Raw genomic sequence first — 14,912 nt, forward strand, 5'->3', positions numbered from 1 at the left:
CAACCTCACCGGCAATGAGTTCGCCCAGAGCATCGGGGGTAACGCCGGCGCCAATGTCATTAATGGCGGCGGTGGCGCCGATACGTTGGTCGGCTATGGCGGCAATGACACCTACTATGTAGACAATGCCGGCGACAGGGTGTTCGAGGCGGTGGGCGGTGGTACAGACAGGGTGTTCGCTACTGTAAGCCATACGCTTTCGGCCGGATCGGAAATCGAACTTCTTGCTACCAACCCGTCGGGCACATCGGCAATCAACCTCACCGGCAATGAGTTCGCCCAGAGCATCGGGGGTAACGCCGGCGCCAATGTCATTAATGGCGGCGGTGGCGCCGATACGATGGTCGGCTATGGCGGCAATGACACCTACTATGTGGACAATGCCGGCGACAGAGTTTATGAGGCGGTCGGCGGCGGTACCGACAGGGTGTTCGCTGCTGTGAGCCATGCGCTTTCGGCCAGTTCACAGATCGAGCTTCTCGCCACCACCAGCCCGTCCGGTACGTCTGCAATCAACCTGACCGGCAACGCCTTTGCCCAAACCATCCAAGGCAATGCCGGCGCCAATGTCATCAGTGGTGGCGGCGGTGCTGACATCTTGACCGGTAACGGAGGCAACGATGCATTCGTGTTCAACAGCGCCCTTGGACCCGGCAATATCGACAAGGTCACCGACTTCAACAAGCTCCAGGACAAGATCCAGCTCGACGACGCCGTTTTTGCCGGGCTTAAGCTGGGTGGCCTTTCATCCGATGCTTTCTTTGCTGGCACGGCTGCGCATGACAGCTCCGACCATATAATCTACAACAGCTCAACCGGAGCGCTCTCTTTCGACAGCGACGGCATCGGCGGCGCAGCTCAAATACAGTTCGCCACTCTCTCTCCAGGTCTGTCGCTTACGGCAGGTTCGTTCCTTGTGATCTGAACGACCCGGAACGGCGGACCTTCAATTCGAGACGGTCCGCCGCTTTATCTTTGTTCAAGCACCGGATTTTTCCAAAGCGGGATGCCCATTTCTGGCTGATGCTCAACCTTCGTCACCCAGCGGGTTCGAGTTGTGTGCGTCAAGTTCAGCAAAATGGCGTGGCATTGCGTTGACGTCGGCGTGTCCGCCGCGCAGCCCCCGTGTTTAGCGGAGCGGCGGACACATGACGGTGCTCAGGCGGCCAAGGCCCTCAGGCTCTCCAGCTGGGAACCGCCCTACTCTCACCTTTTGGGCGGTTTCCTAAATTGATTTGATCTCGATCACGGAGATCTGCCGACCGATACCAGGTGACGAGCGCGCAGATGCCTACGAATTGTCCACAGCTAATTGGTTGGGCAGTGAAACTGTGGAGGGGCCCGGAGTCAGAGGTTAACGTCATTTTGAATTTCCGTACGAAAGTTGACGTCTAACGCATTAAAATCTATAAATGTATAGCCATTATAAAAATATCGAGGAACTTCAAAAACTACAGCGCCTTCAAAATAAAGTCGCAATTCTGGCATCATTCTGACATCAGAAGACAATAAGCATCTTGTCCTAAGTCGCTGCTGTCAAAATAAGTCACAATCCGTGCAGCATTCCTACAAACGGTCAATGATTCTATCGACGGGTGTCTGTATGTGATTTGGCGCTAATATACGCCGTCTGTAGGTAGACGCCGGGCGCTATCGAAATCAGAAAAAGGAATATTGGATGGCAACTCTGCATTATACGTCGGGTGGATCCGCCACCGAAATCGCAACTGCCGGCTTCAATCTGGCTGACGTTCAGTACGCTTCGCAAGTCGACGCGTTGCCGGACGGCATGAAGGGTCTGGTGTACCTCAACGAGCACGAGGGCGTAACTTCATCCTTCATCGAGAAAATGACCCCCTTCCTCGGCAATCCGAATGTGTTCGGATTCTATCTGGTTGACGAGCCCGATCCCACGGGCAGGTGGGGCACCTATGCAACCGCCGAGAACCTGAAGGCGGAATCCGACTGGATCCATGAGCATTTTCCAGGCGCCAAGACCTTCGTCACCATGATGAATATGGGATCCCCTACCAATCCGGATTTTACCAACACCTACAATCCGGCCAACACGCATATCGACTATTTTGGAATAGACCCCTATCCGGTGCGCACGGGAACGGACACGGTCGACTACGACATGATCGACCGAGCCGTGGCTGCAGCGGTGAAGTCGGGCATCCCGATCAGCAACATCGTTCCGGTCTTCCAGGCCTTTGGCGGCGGCAATTGGGAGACTTCCGATGGCGGCAGACAGGTCATGCCCACCACCGAACAGATGCAAACCATGATGGATCATTGGGCCAAGCTGGTTCCGTCACCCGCCTTCGACTATACCTACAAGTGGGGAACGCAGAACGGCGATACCGCGCTTGAAAGCTCCTCGGAACTGCAAGCCGTTTTCCGGGAACACAACACCACTACCGCTGCGGCCTCAGACACCACCAGCAGCGACAGCAGTGCTGCTGCGCCCGCGTCCGACGCCGCCACCAGCGATAGCAGCTCGACTGTGACTGCGCCTTCCCATGCCGCAACCGGCGATAGCAGCTCGACTGCGACCGCGCCTTCCCATGCCGCCACCGGCGATAGCACCAGCGATGGCAGCTCGACCGCGACGGCGCCTTCGCACCTCATCGCAAGCGATGGCAGTTCGACTGCGACCGCCGCCGCCAGCGCCACCACGAGCGATGGCAGCTCGACTGCGACCGCCCCTTCCCATGCCGCCACCGGCGATAGCACCAGCGATGGCAGTTCGACTGCGACCGCCGCCGGCGCCACCACGAGCCATGGCAGCTCGACTGCGACCGCCCCTTCCACCGGCGATAGCACCAGCGATGGCAGCTCGACCGCGACGGCGCCTTCGCACCCCATCGCAAGCGATGGCAGTTCGACTGTGACCGCCGCTTCCCCCTCCGACCGCGGCGGTTTTCACGCTCTGACCGATCTGTTCGGCAGCAACGACACCAGCCATGATACTGCCGGCGACAAGGGAGGCAGCAGCGTTGACCGGGTGCTGGCCGCGTTGAGCCCCGCGCTTTCGTCCGGCTCGGAGCTTGCCGCGACCAGCAGCCCATCCGAGAAAACGGCAACCAGCCTGACCGGCCACGGGTTCGCCCAACTGCTCCAGGGCAACGAAAATGCCGGCGCCGGTGTCCACAAGAGCGCCGTCGCCGACCTGACATCCGGTCACGGCAACGATGCCTTCGACTTCAGCAAGCTTCAGGACAAAGTCCAGCTCGACCACTCCGCGCTTGCCGACCTCAAGTCGGGAGGGCTTTCATTGCATACGTCCCCTGCTGTTACGGCCACGGATGATGGTTCCCACCACATCATCTTTGACAGCTCAACCGGGTCGCTCTCTCTCGACAGCGACGCGGTCGGCGGCGCAGCTCAAGCGCAGCTCGCTACCCATCTCCCGTTGCAGCATCACTCCTTGATCTGAAAACCGGAGCGGCGGACCTTCAACTCGAGCGTGTCCGCCGCTCCGTCCGTGTTCAATTGCGCCACGGAAGCTTGACTAAGAAAAATGCGATATCGGCAGACATCAGAGAGATCGAAGTTGGTCGCATTATCGCCAATGCGAATTCCGGATTCACCACACCCTACGCAGTCTCGGCAATATTCAGCACTGCGTCGATCTCGGCCATCACCGTTTCCGGCAGCGGCCCTTTTTCCAGCGCACCGAGATTGTCCTCGACCTGCTCGGGCCGCGTGAAGCCGGGAACCGGCAAGGCGATTGCCGACTTGGCGAGTATCCAGCCGAGCGCGCCTTGCGCAAGCGTGCGTCCGCCCGAGGTGAGCAGGTCGCGGATTGCCGAGAGCCTTGACAGATAGTCCGGGTTGGCGGCGCCATCCCTGAAAAACACCATCCATTCGGCATTCCCGCCGCGCACATCGTTGGTGGGCAGCCGCATGGCCGGCGTGTATTTGCCGGTGAGCAGCCCCATTGCCAGCGGCAGCCGGCTGAACGAGACGAGGTTCTCGCGCGCCGCAACGGCCATCAGCTCGTTCGCCGGGGTAAACACATTGAAGTCGTTCTCTACGGCGACGAACCCCTCGCGCGGCGCGTAGACGGCAAGCCGTTCGCGGTGATCGGTGCTCCAGCCGAAGCCGCCGATCTTGCCCTCCTGGCGCAACAGGCCGAGCGTATCGAACACCTCGCCGGCGCGCTCGATCGGATACTCGTTGATATGTAGCAGCACGACGTCGATACAATCCCGCTGCAGGCGCTGCCGCGAATTGTCGATCGAGGTCCGGATTGCCGCGGCAGAGGCATCCTCGGGTGCGATCTTACGCGTTTCGGGATCGCCGAAATAGCCGACCTTGGTGACGATGACGGCTTCGTCCTTGCCCCTCAACGCCCGCCCGAGGATCAGTTCGGCATTGCCGGCGCCGTAGGCGGCAGCCGTGTCGAACACCCGCGCGCCGATCTCATAAGCCATCGCCAGCGCGGCTTGCGACCTGATATCGTCGACCTCGCCATAGACTGTCGCCGTGTCACGCCAGCGCGCGGGGCCACCCGCCGCCCAGGTGCCGATGCCGATGCGCGGTACCGAGCGGCCATCCCAAAGCATCATCATCTGCATGCCCGGCTCCTCAATGACGCAAGCTGGCGTGGCGGGCACGTTCGCGGATCTCTTCGCGAGAAATGCCGGCATCCGCCAGTGTGCTGTCCCGGGCCTGCCTCAAGCTCGCAAGCGTCTGGCGATAGGCAATCCAGCGGGCGAAACGGTATCGAAATTCATCCAACATGATCGTCTCCTTTGGTACGCAGAATGCCTGCGCGCCTGGGTTGGTCGGAAGCGCAAAACCTCTGCGCCAATCGCATGCGCGATCGAAAGGGTTCAGTTCGCTTCTTGGCCAGGCGAGGCGCTTGTCCCTGTCCCGCCAGGCAGGATTGTCCAACGCCTCCAATGCCTGCATACTTGCGCACGATGCCCGCTTTGCGCTACAGCCACGGTCGCAAGGAGTTTTTCATTTCTGCAAAATGGATATCGGCTGGGACGATCTGAGGTTGTTTCTCGACGTTGCGCGGCTGGGTGGCTTGAGCGCAGCGACGGGAACCACGCGCCTCAGCGCAGCCACCCTTGGACGACGCGTTACCGCGCTCGAAAAGCAGATCGGCGAACCTCTGTTCGTGCGCCAGCAGACCGGCTACCGGCTGACCCCGGTCGGCGAGGAACTGCTGCGGCGCGCCGAAGACGTCGAGGCGGCAATGCAGTCGCTGACCCGCTGGCGCGAGGGAAACCTGCCCGACCGCATTGTCCGCGTCTCGGCCGGGCCATGGACCTCGGCCTTCGTTTCCGCCCATATCGGCGAGATCTGGACGGTCGATGATGGCATAAGGGTGGAGCTCGTCACCACCACCGACCGGGTCGACATCGGTCGCCGTGCCGCCGACATCGGCATCCGCAGCGAGCGCCCGACCGAGCAGTGGCTGGCCGGCCGTCAGAGCGGCAAGGTCGCCCACGCCATTTATTCCGGACGTCACCTGATCAACGGCATCGCCGCCGGATTGTTCGTCGGCGTCACCGGCGAAGGCGCAAACATTGCCTCGGCGCGCTGGCTGCAAGCCCATCACGGCGACCGCATCGCCGTACGCGGCAACAACACCCACTCGGTGCGCGAACTGGTGGCCGCCGGCGCCGGCCTTTCGGTCTTTCCGTGCTTCGTCGGTGACGGCGATCCGCGGCTGGTTCGCGTTGCTCAGCCTATCCCCGAACTCGAAACCGACCAATGGATCGTCACCCATCACGAGGAACGTCACTCCCCGCCGGTACGGAAAGTCGCCGACCGGATTGCCGCCTTGATGCGGGCGCACCAGCCGCTGTTTCGCGGCGAGACGCCGATCCGGTAAGCCTCAGGCAGATCGGCCGCCAGTGGATCAAGAATCAGATATTTTGGTGGGCCGGACGATGGTACCGCCGCCGTTGAGGACGCCGGAGTGCGGCGCGCTGCTCGTCGAGATCCTTGCCTTGGGCGAAGAGAGCGGTATAAACCGACCAGCACGGGGCGGCCTATCCGGTCACTCGTCCTCCTGCCGGCTCATAGCCGTATGCTTCGCCCTTACGCACCACGCGACCGATACCCGGCCAGCCAAGGTGCGCGCCGGCGATCCACGTCCCCGCCTCGGCCGCGTCACTGAAAACCTTTAGGCGGGTTGCGCGCGCGGTCAGCTGATCGTCGTCATAGCCCCAACTGAACGCGGGATTGCCGAACTGCAAGGCCGGCACATGAACGATGTCCCCGAAGAATAGGAAACGATCCTCGTCCGTGTCGAACGTGTAGCCGGTATGACCGGCAGCATGACCGGGCAAGGCGACCGCCCTCAATCGCTCACCCACCTGGTCGCCATTCTGGACAGGCTTCAGCAGGGGCCGGAACTGCGCAAGGTGCGCGTAAGCGAAAAAGCTCTGCACAGCCGCCTCGGGAATTACGATCGCCTTCAAGTTTGGAAAGAGCACTCGGCCGTCGGGGGTCAAAAGTCCGTGCACATGATCCTGATGGGCGTGGGTGAGCGCCAAGACCGTGATCGAAGCCGGGTCGATCTTGGCTTCCGCCATGGCCTGCTCAAGACGCCCCACTGTCGGGGCCCAGCCCCCTCCTCCGCTGTCGATTAGAACGCCGTCAACGCCTGGACCTACCAGCGCGAAGCAATTGACAGACAGGCGAAGCGCCCCTGCCAACGCAGCTTGCGGCACCGGATTATCCTGCGGGTCCCGCAAAAGGTCCGCCGGCATCTCGACGTAACCGTCCGAGAGCGACCAGACGCGCCACCTTCCCGACGTGCTGCCGAGCACGTTATTGGTTTGCGATGTCACGATCATATGGCCACCTGCCGCGAACGAAAATGAAGGATAGGTTCGATTGTCACTATTGGCTCCCTGCATAATCTGCGCAAAGACGTGGGGAAATCGATGAAGATCGATGCGGAAAGCACGGATTGGAAGATGATCGTTGACGGATCTGCTAGCTTCGCGGCGATCTCAGCTCTTTTTTTCATGCCCATGTAGATTCCTCCCTTCGTAAGCTCGTCAATCATCTGATTTATGCGCTTTCGGCGTGTTTCCGGGTGACGGGCGCGCTCGATCCAATGCAAGTAATCATTGCGCTGATAGGGAGGCCGTTGCTCGAAAGCAGTCATCAGATTTGCGGCCTCGAGCTCTGCACGCAAACTGTCGGGCATCTTAGCCAACGGACGTTTCAGCAACTCACATCTCCGCCATTCGAATCCTGATGCTGGAATAGATCACAAGTCAGCCGTCGCGCCTGCGAGACCGCAGCCGGCCTGGCGACAGCCCTTTCAATCGGGTCACGACGCGATTCATATGGGCCTGGTGAGTGAAACCCGCGTGCTGAGCAATCTCGGCCAGCGGCAGATCGCTATTTTCCAAAAGCTCGACCGCGCGATCAACGCGGCGGCGTAAAATGAATTGATGTACCGGCAATTGCGTCGCCTCGCGAAAGGCGGCGGTGAAGGCGCGTCGTGGTATTCCCGCGATTCCGGCAAGATGGTCGATCGACACCCCCTTTTCCAGATCGCCATCAATCGCAGCGAGGACCCGGTCGAACCGCTGCGAGGTTAGGACTGGAGACTTCTGCTGCCGCTGGCGTGCATGCCCGAGACGAAGCAGGTTCGCGAAAACCAGGCCCAGCGTCCATTCGCGGACGATCGGGTTGGCGGGCGGGTCGCCTTCGAGGCGTCGACACAACTCGGCCACCAGCGAATCGCGTATCGGTCGATCGGTCAGGATTACCAGGTCCTCGGGGGTCCCGCCTGCGGATACCAGGAGCCTTGACGCCAGCGCGGAGTCAACGGTGATCATCGTCAGCTCTCGCGGCTCCTCGATCTTGAACCGCGTGGCACGCTCGGGAAGACTGAGCAGCAGGTCGCCGGGGCGGGTGAAGACGCGCCGCAGCCCGCGGCCAAGATCGATCTCTGCATAGGATGAACCGCTGCGAATCACACGCAGCTGAACGACTCCGGCCGGCGCATGGCGATAGTCGCCGGCAGGAAAGAACAACCTCTTTGCACTTGCCGCGATCACCATCGTTGTACCGGGCGTCCGGACGCAAGTTCCTCCAGGACTTCGATGATCGATCGCCGCATCCTCGATCCTTGATGCCTACACTTTTGCCCGTTTGTCGGGTCCACCAGGCGCATCATTTGCCAGGGCAGTCAGTTCACCAATCCGGGGCACAAAGATGTTGTGCAGTGTCTGGGTCATAATGGTCATTTCACGCTGAACTTGCAGTTCCTGTGCGGCGGGAAACAATGTGTCCTGCAAGAAGAGCTCCAGGCCTGCCTTGTCGTCCCATATCTCGATGATGCGATAACCATCGTCTGTGGCATGCGCGATGTGCTGGTAGATGCCGCCAGCGGGCCGTTTCTCCACGCCGATCCGATCGAGGATGCGGCTATAATCTTCGGCCGTCAGGCCGGCAATATCAAGTGTCGTCACTACGGCCATGGTTCATCCTCGCTGCTGATAGTGGTTGTTTGAGGTGGAGTTCTTGGACGGACCCCGGATCCTATTGGGCCGATGTCGTTTGGCATCGCCCGCCCTGACGGCGAGTTTGTCTCCCGAACTTCACCGACAGGAGCGGTCTTTGGTCCTCAGCCACCGAGCGCCTCGATGACAAGACGGGCGGTCGCCGCTCCGGAGAAGTTCTGCTGGCCGGTGATCAAATTGCCGTCGCGCACGGCAAAATCGCGCCACAGCCCGGCCTGAATATAGTTCGCGCCGAGCGCACGCATCTCATCCTCGATCCGCCATGGCATCAGATGCGTACCGTGCGGCAGCGCGCCCATCTCCCAGACGGCATTGTCGGCGAAGTCCTCCTCGACATTGGCGAACCCCGTAACAGTGCGCCCTTTGGCCAGCAGCTCGCCGGTTGAGAGGCGCGCGTAACGCAGCAGCGCGACGCCATGACACAAGGCAGCCGCGACCTTGCCGGCCGCGAAAAAGGCGACGAACAGCCGCTGCAACTCAGTCGCACCTTGGAAGGTGAACATCGGCGCTTGGCCGCCAGCGACGACGATCGCGTCGAACGCGTCGACCGACAGCTCTGCGATGGGCCGGGTCGTCTCCACCAGCGCCGCCAGTTTCGGCGTCGACAGGAAACCGAGCGAGATCAGATCCGTATCCGAATAGCCGGACGGATCGCGCGGGTCGCTCAACGCATCCGCCTCGCATTTGCCGCCCTCAGGCGAGAAGATCGCGACTTCGTATCCGCGGTCGGTGAAGGCGAGCCAGGGATGGGTCAACTCGCTCCACCAAAACCCGACAGGCCAGCCGGTGGTGATCGATACAGCCGGGTTGGAAAGGACCATCGCGATGCGTTTGGGATGCCGCGGGTCGAGTGGGTTGGAATCGCGCACGCTCATCGGGCCATCTCGACCGGTTCGCCAAGATTCGCCCAAATCGTCTTGTATTGGGTGTAGCTTTCCCACGCCTCGTGGCCCTGCTCGCGGCCATAGCCGCTCATCTTGAAACCTCCGAACGGCGCATTAGGATGGTACTTGTGCCAGCAGTTCAGCCAGACCGAGCCTGCCTTGATCCGGTCGGCGAGCCGCAAGGCGCGGCCGAGATCGCTGGTCTGGATGCCCGAGGCGAGCCCGTAGTTCGTATCGTTGGCGATCCGGATCGCGTCCTCCTCGCTGTCGAATGGAATCACCGGCAGGACAGGGCCGAAAATCTCTTCGCGCGATATCCTTAGGTCGTTGGTCGCATCGGCGAAGATGGTCGGCTCGATGAAGAGGCCCTTGCCGTTGACCTGGCGGGTGCCGCCGCCCGCGGCCAGTCGCGCGGTGCGCTTGCCCTCTTCGACATAGCTCAAGACCTTGTCATACTCGCCCCGCGATGCGATCGGCCCGATCATCGTCGCAGGGTCCAGCGGATCGCCGAGCGTCGCCGACTTCGCCATGGCGCTCAGCTTCTCGACGACCTCGTCATAACAGGCGCGTTCGACCAGCAGGCGCGATCCGGCGACGCAGACTTCGCCCTTGTTCCAGAAGATGCCCCAGAAGGCTGCCTGTATCGCGGCATCGATATCGGCATCGGCGAAAACGATATTGGGACTCTTGCCGCCGAGCTCCATGGTCAGGTGTTTCATCGTCCCGGCACCGTTGCGCATGATGCCCTGGCCGACGGCGGTCGACCCGGTAAAGGCGATCTTGTCGACGCGGACATCGTTGACCAGCGCGTCGCCTATGGTGCCGCCCGGGCCGGTGACGAGATTGTAGACGCCCGGCGGCACGCCCGCGTCGAGGATGACTTGCGCCAAGGCGAGGGCCGTCAGGGGCGTGTCGGTCGCAGGCTTGTGAACGACCGTGTTACCCGCCGCGAGTGCCGGCGCGATTTTCGAACAGGACAGCGCGAGGGGAAAATTGAACGGGGTGATCGCAGCGACCACGCCGAGCGGCTCGCGCCGCGTCAGGATCCTGATATTTGGTTCGTAGCTGGTACGATAGGCGCCGTCCATCGCGCTCATGGCGAGCCCGCCATGAAAGCGGAACAGTCCTGAGCAGTGCGGCATGATGATATCGCGGAAATCGCGATAGGGCATACCCATATCCATCGCCTCGCGCACTGCGAAATCCTCGGCCCGCTCGTCCATTAGATCGGCGATGCGAAACAGGATTTTAGCGCGCTCCTCATGATGCATCCGCGCCCAGGGTCCTTGCTCGAAAGCCCGCTGCGCGGCCGCGACGGCATCGCTCGTGTCGGTGACGTCCGCCTTCGCAATATCGGTGATCGCCGCGTCCGTGGTCGGATCAAAAGTCGTCGAAGTCTCGCCGCTGACGGCATCGCGCCATTGGCCATCGATCAGCAGACGTCCTACTGGAATCGCCTTGCGCCGCGCGGGTAGATAATCAGTCATGAACCGGTTCCGTCCTGTCGAATGAGATTGAAGGAAATTGTCGGCCCCATCCCGCGCCGATAGGCGAGCTGGACCAATAGCAGCATCATCGGCTCGATCAGGCGCGAGGCCGTGAGATCGCCGACATCGACCGGCATTGTCGGCAGATCGGCGAGAAGCCGGCAAACCGCCGCCTTGGCATCTGCGTCATTGCCGGCGACATAGCTCGTCACCGGATCGCCGTTGAGACGCGGATCATCCCTGTCAAGCAATTCGGCAAAGGTCGGAATGCACTTGACGACAAGGGCGCCCCGCGCGCGCCTCTGAACCTCCTCGCCTACAGACGTAGTAGTGCCTAGCAGCATCGTGGAACGGTCAGGCGCGATTGCATTGGTATTGTCCCAGACGATCTTGCCCGACAAATCGCCAAGCGCGTCCATCGCCAGCTCGAGAGCCGGCCATGGCGTCGCCAGGGCAATTACGTCGGCCCATCTCGCTACTTCGTCAGGGGCACCGAAGCCAACACGGAGGGTTGCCGCGATTGCGCGCAACTTGCCTTCGTCACGACTGAAGCTGAGGCGAATTTCGTGCCCGGCGAGGCCAAGACATTTCGCCAAGGCCTTCCCGAGCGAGCCTGGTCCGATGATCGCAACTTTCACAACTGCCTCCCGACACGCGATCGGGCTTGCCTAGCATCATTGCAGTCGCGCTTATTTCACGAATTGCCCTTGCACGATCGGGCGCACTCGTCACATGGGTCGGCGCCAATTGGCATCCGGATCCGCCGCGCGCTCACGCCCTTCCCGAACGTGTCCCTATTGGGCATGTATGTGTGGGCGACCATAGAGCAGGGTGCGATCAGCGGAGGTCCCCAGGGCACAAGCCTGCTCATATTGGTTGACGCTAGATTTTCCTTGCCTAATCCGTCGGCGTTGCGATGACTTTTGTGGCATCAGCATAACGCGATTGCCTGCAAATCCGGGGAAAGGCCGCCTCAAGACGGCTTTCCGGACTGGCACGCCCCTTGCTTCGTTATTCACGTGCAGAGCGTCTAGGGTTCCGGCCGTGTCGATCACGGTGCTGGTCCAAGAGACGCGACCGCTTGAGATGCATTGAGGCATCTGGCGGAACACGGCGGGCCAAAATCCCGGGAGAACCCTGCACGGGTTTGCTGGCGCGAACCTCTCCCGGATGCGCGCTCCGTGAACCCCCCAACAGACGTTCGGACGCAATCCGGATCGCAAACAGGGGTATGTAATGCTTCGCAAACTGGCCACAATCATCCTAGCCGCATCACTCAGCCTCCCCTTCATCTCAGCCGCGCAAGCAGCGCCCAAGAAAGACTTCAAGATTTGCTGGTCGATCTATGTCGGCTGGATGCCGTGGGGCTATCTTTCCGACAGCGGCATCATGAAGAAGTGGGCCGACAAATACGGCATCAATGTCGAGATCACCCGCATCAACGACTATGTCGAGAGCATCAACCAGTACACGGCCGGCGGCTTTGACGGCTGTTCGATGACCAACATGGATGCGCTTTCGATCCCGGCCGGCGGCGGTGTTGACACGACGGCCTTGATCGTCGGCGATTTCTCCAACGGCAACGACGCGGTCATCCTCAAGAACAAGACCGCGCTCAAGAATATTGCCGGCCAGAAGGTCAATCTCGTCGAGCTTTCCGTCTCACATTACCTACTTGCGCGCGCGCTGGAGACGGTAGGGTTGGCCGAAAAGGACATTACGGTGGTGAACACCTCCGATGCCGACATGGTCGCTGCCTACGGCACCAGCGACGTCACCTCCGTCGTCACCTGGAATCCGCTGGTCTCGGAAATCGCTGCCATGCCGGGCGCCCACAAGGTATTCGATTCGACTGAGATTCCCGGCGAGATCATCGACATGATGGTCGTCAACACCGCGACGCTGAAGGACAATCCGGCCTTGGGCAAGGCGCTTGTCGGTGCATGGTATGAAGCCATGGCGCTGATGACGTCGGGCACGCCCGAAGGCAAGGCGGCCAAGGAAGAGATGGCCAAGGCGTCGGGGACGGATCTTGCCGGTTTCGACGCTCAGCTTGCATCAACGGCGATGTTCTTCGAGCCGGCCAAGGCGGTCGCATTCACCAACGGCGCCGAACTGCCGAAGACCATGGATCTGGTGCGCAACTTCCTGTTCAGCCACGGCATTCTTGGTACCAACGCGCCGAGCGTCGACGTGATCGGCATGAGCTTTCCCGATGGCTCGACGCTGGGCGATGTCAACAACGTCAAGCTGCGCTTCGATCCGGCCTTTATGGCAGAGGCGGCGGGCGGAACGCTCTGACGCGGGAGCGCGACATGCTAGCCAGAGGAACCGGCATCATGCAGGCCGCGGCAGGCCCCGAAGTCGCGCGCCTGCAACGTAGCAGGCCGAAAGCGCGGCTTCGCCTCATCAACGCGACGGTCTCGCGCGGCGGAGCGTTGCTGCTTGGGACGCTGCCGTTTGCCGCCGTGGCAATCGCCTATCTCTTCGCTTCGTCGCAAAGGCTGGCGGTCAATCCCAGCGACAAGCTGCTGCCCTCCCCTGCACAGATGTGGTCGGCATTTTCAGACCTAGCGACAGTGCCGGACAAGCGCTCCGGCGACCTGATCCTGTGGGCCGACACCTATGCCAGCCTGATCAGGCTGTTCGCCGGAGTCGGCATGGCCACGCTGGTGGCGCTCAGCCTCGGCGTCGCCATAGGTTTCATCCCGCGCGTCAGGGCCTTTCTGCTGCCCTTGGTCACAGTTGTCTGCGTCATCCCGCCACTGGCGCTGCTGCCGATCCTGTTCATTGCGCTCGGCCTCGGCGAAACGGCCAAGATCACCTTGATCGCTCTCGGCGTCGCACCGGTCATGGTGCGCGACATCGCCAACCGGGTGATGGAATTGCCGCCGGAGCTCGTCGCCAAGGCACAGACGCTCGGCGGCAACAGCTGGACCATGGTGCTCAGGCTGGTGCTGCCACAGGTCATGCCGCGCCTCATCACTTGCGTACGGCTGGCGCTTGGGCCGGCCTGGCTGTTCCTGATCGCGGCAGAAGCCATCGCCTCCACCGAGGGGCTCGGCTACCGCATCTTCCTCGTTCGTCGCTACCTGTCGATGGACGTCATCCTGCCTTACGTCGCCTGGATCACGCTGCTTGCGGTGATGACCGACTGGCTACTCGTGCGGCTCTCTCACATCATCTCGCCCTGGGCGCATCCGGTGCGGACCAGATGAGCCGGATCCTCGTCCATGGGCTGGAGAAGAGCTACGGCGACGCCCGCGTACTGGAACGGGTCAATGTCTTCGCCGAAGCGGGTGAATTCCTGTCGCTGGTTGGCGCCAGCGGTTGTGGAAAATCGACGTTCCTGCGCATCCTGCTTGGCCTGGAACAGCAAAGTGGCGGCGTGGTCGTCGTCGGCGACCAGCCGATCGTGCCGGAGCCGACGCCGCAGCGCGGCATCGTCTTCCAGCGCTATTCCGTGTTTCCGCATCTCACCGCGCTGCAGAACTTGCTGCTGGTCGAGGACTTCCGTTCGGGCGGACCGTTCGGCCGCGTCTTCGGCGCCAGGCGCAAAAGCGTCAGGCAAGAAGCCGAAACCATGCTGGAACGGGTCGGGCTTGGCCATGCGCGCGACCTCTATCCGGCCATGCTTTCTGGCGGCATGCAGCAGCGGCTGGCGATCGCGCAGACCTTGCTCGGCCGGCCGCAGATCCTGCTTCTCGACGAGCCCTTCGGCGCACTCGATCCCGGTATTCGCATCGAGATGCATGAGCTGCTCACCGAGCTCTGGACCGAGCACGGCATGACCGTGGTCATGGTCACCCACGATATCGGCGAGGCATTCAAGCTCGGCACCCGCGTGCTGGTCTTCGACAAGGTGCGCCACGACCCCCAGTTCCCGTCCGCCTATGGCGCGACGATCACCTACGATCTGAAGCTCGACCGCAAGCACCGGGCTTCAGCACGAGACGTGGCCGAAGTGGCCGCGATGGTCGGGACGACCCGACTGGATAGCGCAATCGCGACGACGGCGTCGTGAAGGAGGT

Annotated in this window: 15 protein-coding genes and 1 riboswitch; of the genes, 6 read left to right on the forward strand and 9 right to left on the reverse strand. The window is 61.6% G+C overall.

Annotation, left to right across the window (positions count from 1 at the left end; all coding sequences use genetic code 11):
* Together NKH04_RS28045 and NKH04_RS28050 are read left to right on the forward strand one after the other, a co-directional pair.
* Positions 1 to 925 (forward strand): calcium-binding protein (locus NKH04_RS28045; protein WP_352475112.1); only part of this gene is annotated, 925 nt, incomplete at its 5' end.
* 753 nt (positions 926 to 1,678) lie between these two features.
* The gene (locus NKH04_RS28050; protein ID WP_353045304.1) at positions 1,679 to 3,439 is read left to right on the forward strand and encodes a calcium-binding protein; all 1,761 of its coding nucleotides are present in this window, start codon (positions 1,679 to 1,681) and stop codon (positions 3,437 to 3,439) included.
* Between the two features lie 160 nt (positions 3,440 to 3,599).
* Here the strand turns inward: NKH04_RS28050 and NKH04_RS28055 are convergent, their stop codons facing one another.
* Positions 3,600 to 4,583, reverse strand: a complete 984-nt coding sequence (locus NKH04_RS28055; RefSeq protein WP_352474476.1) for an aldo/keto reductase — start codon at positions 4,581 to 4,583, stop codon at positions 3,600 to 3,602.
* A 10-nt stretch (positions 4,584 to 4,593) separates the two neighbouring features.
* Positions 4,594 to 4,920 (reverse strand): YjiS-like domain-containing protein, encoded by a 327-nt coding sequence (locus NKH04_RS28060; protein ID WP_353045305.1) that lies wholly within the window; start codon positions 4,918 to 4,920, stop codon positions 4,594 to 4,596.
* Positions 4,921 to 4,984: 64 nt separating this feature from the next.
* On the opposite strand from NKH04_RS28060, the gene NKH04_RS28065 reads away from it, so the two are divergent.
* Positions 4,985 to 5,854: a LysR family transcriptional regulator gene (locus NKH04_RS28065; RefSeq protein ID WP_352501394.1), complete on the forward strand. Its 870-nt coding sequence runs from the start codon at positions 4,985 to 4,987 to the stop codon at positions 5,852 to 5,854.
* A gap of 160 nt (positions 5,855 to 6,014) precedes the next feature.
* Here NKH04_RS28065 and NKH04_RS28070 read toward each other — a convergent pair whose 3' ends face one another.
* From NKH04_RS28070 to NKH04_RS28100, 7 genes are all read right to left on the reverse strand, one after another.
* Positions 6,015 to 6,824, reverse strand: a complete 810-nt coding sequence (locus NKH04_RS28070) for an MBL fold metallo-hydrolase (protein ID WP_352769323.1) — start codon at positions 6,822 to 6,824, stop codon at positions 6,015 to 6,017.
* Positions 6,821 to 7,207 (reverse strand): YdeI/OmpD-associated family protein, encoded by a 387-nt coding sequence (locus NKH04_RS28075; RefSeq protein ID WP_352474472.1) that lies wholly within the window; start codon positions 7,205 to 7,207, stop codon positions 6,821 to 6,823. The genes NKH04_RS28070 and NKH04_RS28075 overlap by 4 nt, the downstream gene beginning before the upstream one ends.
* Before the next feature lie 46 nt (positions 7,208 to 7,253).
* Entirely contained in the window at positions 7,254 to 8,048 is a 795-nt protein-coding gene (locus NKH04_RS28080) for a helix-turn-helix domain-containing protein (RefSeq protein WP_352474471.1), read from the reverse strand.
* A gap of 75 nt (positions 8,049 to 8,123) precedes the next feature.
* Positions 8,124 to 8,468, reverse strand: coding sequence for a hypothetical protein (locus tag NKH04_RS28085; RefSeq protein ID WP_352542645.1), 345 nt, complete (start codon positions 8,466 to 8,468; stop codon positions 8,124 to 8,126).
* Positions 8,469 to 8,614: 146 nt separating this feature from the next.
* A complete protein-coding gene (locus tag NKH04_RS28090; RefSeq protein ID WP_352769320.1) occupies positions 8,615 to 9,385 on the reverse strand; it encodes a type 1 glutamine amidotransferase domain-containing protein in 771 nt (256 codons plus the stop codon).
* Complete coding sequence (locus NKH04_RS28095) at positions 9,382 to 10,881, reverse strand: aldehyde dehydrogenase family protein (RefSeq protein ID WP_353045306.1); 1,500 nt, start codon at positions 10,879 to 10,881, stop codon at positions 9,382 to 9,384. The genes NKH04_RS28090 and NKH04_RS28095 overlap by 4 nt, the downstream gene beginning before the upstream one ends.
* Positions 10,878 to 11,519: an NADPH-dependent F420 reductase gene (locus NKH04_RS28100; RefSeq protein WP_352923335.1), complete on the reverse strand. Its 642-nt coding sequence runs from the start codon at positions 11,517 to 11,519 to the stop codon at positions 10,878 to 10,880. Before NKH04_RS28100 ends, NKH04_RS28095 begins: the two co-directional genes overlap by 4 nt.
* 381 nt (positions 11,520 to 11,900) lie before the next feature.
* Positions 11,901 to 12,016: riboswitch (guanidine-I (ykkC/yxkD leader) on the forward strand.
* Positions 12,017 to 12,117: 101 nt separating this feature from the next.
* On the opposite strand from NKH04_RS28100, the gene NKH04_RS28105 reads away from it, so the two are divergent.
* Genes NKH04_RS28105 through NKH04_RS28115 form a run of 3 tightly spaced genes read left to right on the forward strand, consistent with a single transcriptional unit; the run spans position 12,118 to position 14,905 of the window.
* Positions 12,118 to 13,182, forward strand: a complete 1,065-nt coding sequence (locus tag NKH04_RS28105) for a putative urea ABC transporter substrate-binding protein (protein WP_352746239.1) — start codon at positions 12,118 to 12,120, stop codon at positions 13,180 to 13,182.
* A gap of 38 nt (positions 13,183 to 13,220) precedes the next feature.
* Positions 13,221 to 14,099: an ABC transporter permease gene (locus NKH04_RS28110; protein ID WP_352923351.1), complete on the forward strand. Its 879-nt coding sequence runs from the start codon at positions 13,221 to 13,223 to the stop codon at positions 14,097 to 14,099.
* On the forward strand, positions 14,096 to 14,905 hold the full coding sequence (locus NKH04_RS28115; RefSeq protein ID WP_352923332.1) for an ATP-binding cassette domain-containing protein: 810 nt from the start codon (positions 14,096 to 14,098) through the stop codon (positions 14,903 to 14,905). The genes NKH04_RS28110 and NKH04_RS28115 overlap by 4 nt, the downstream gene beginning before the upstream one ends.
* Positions 14,906 to 14,912 lie beyond the last annotated feature (7 nt).

Origin of the sequence: Mesorhizobium sp. M1365 (assembly GCF_040317865.1) — a bacterium.
In the GTDB taxonomy this organism is placed as follows: domain Bacteria; phylum Pseudomonadota; class Alphaproteobacteria; order Rhizobiales; family Rhizobiaceae; genus Mesorhizobium.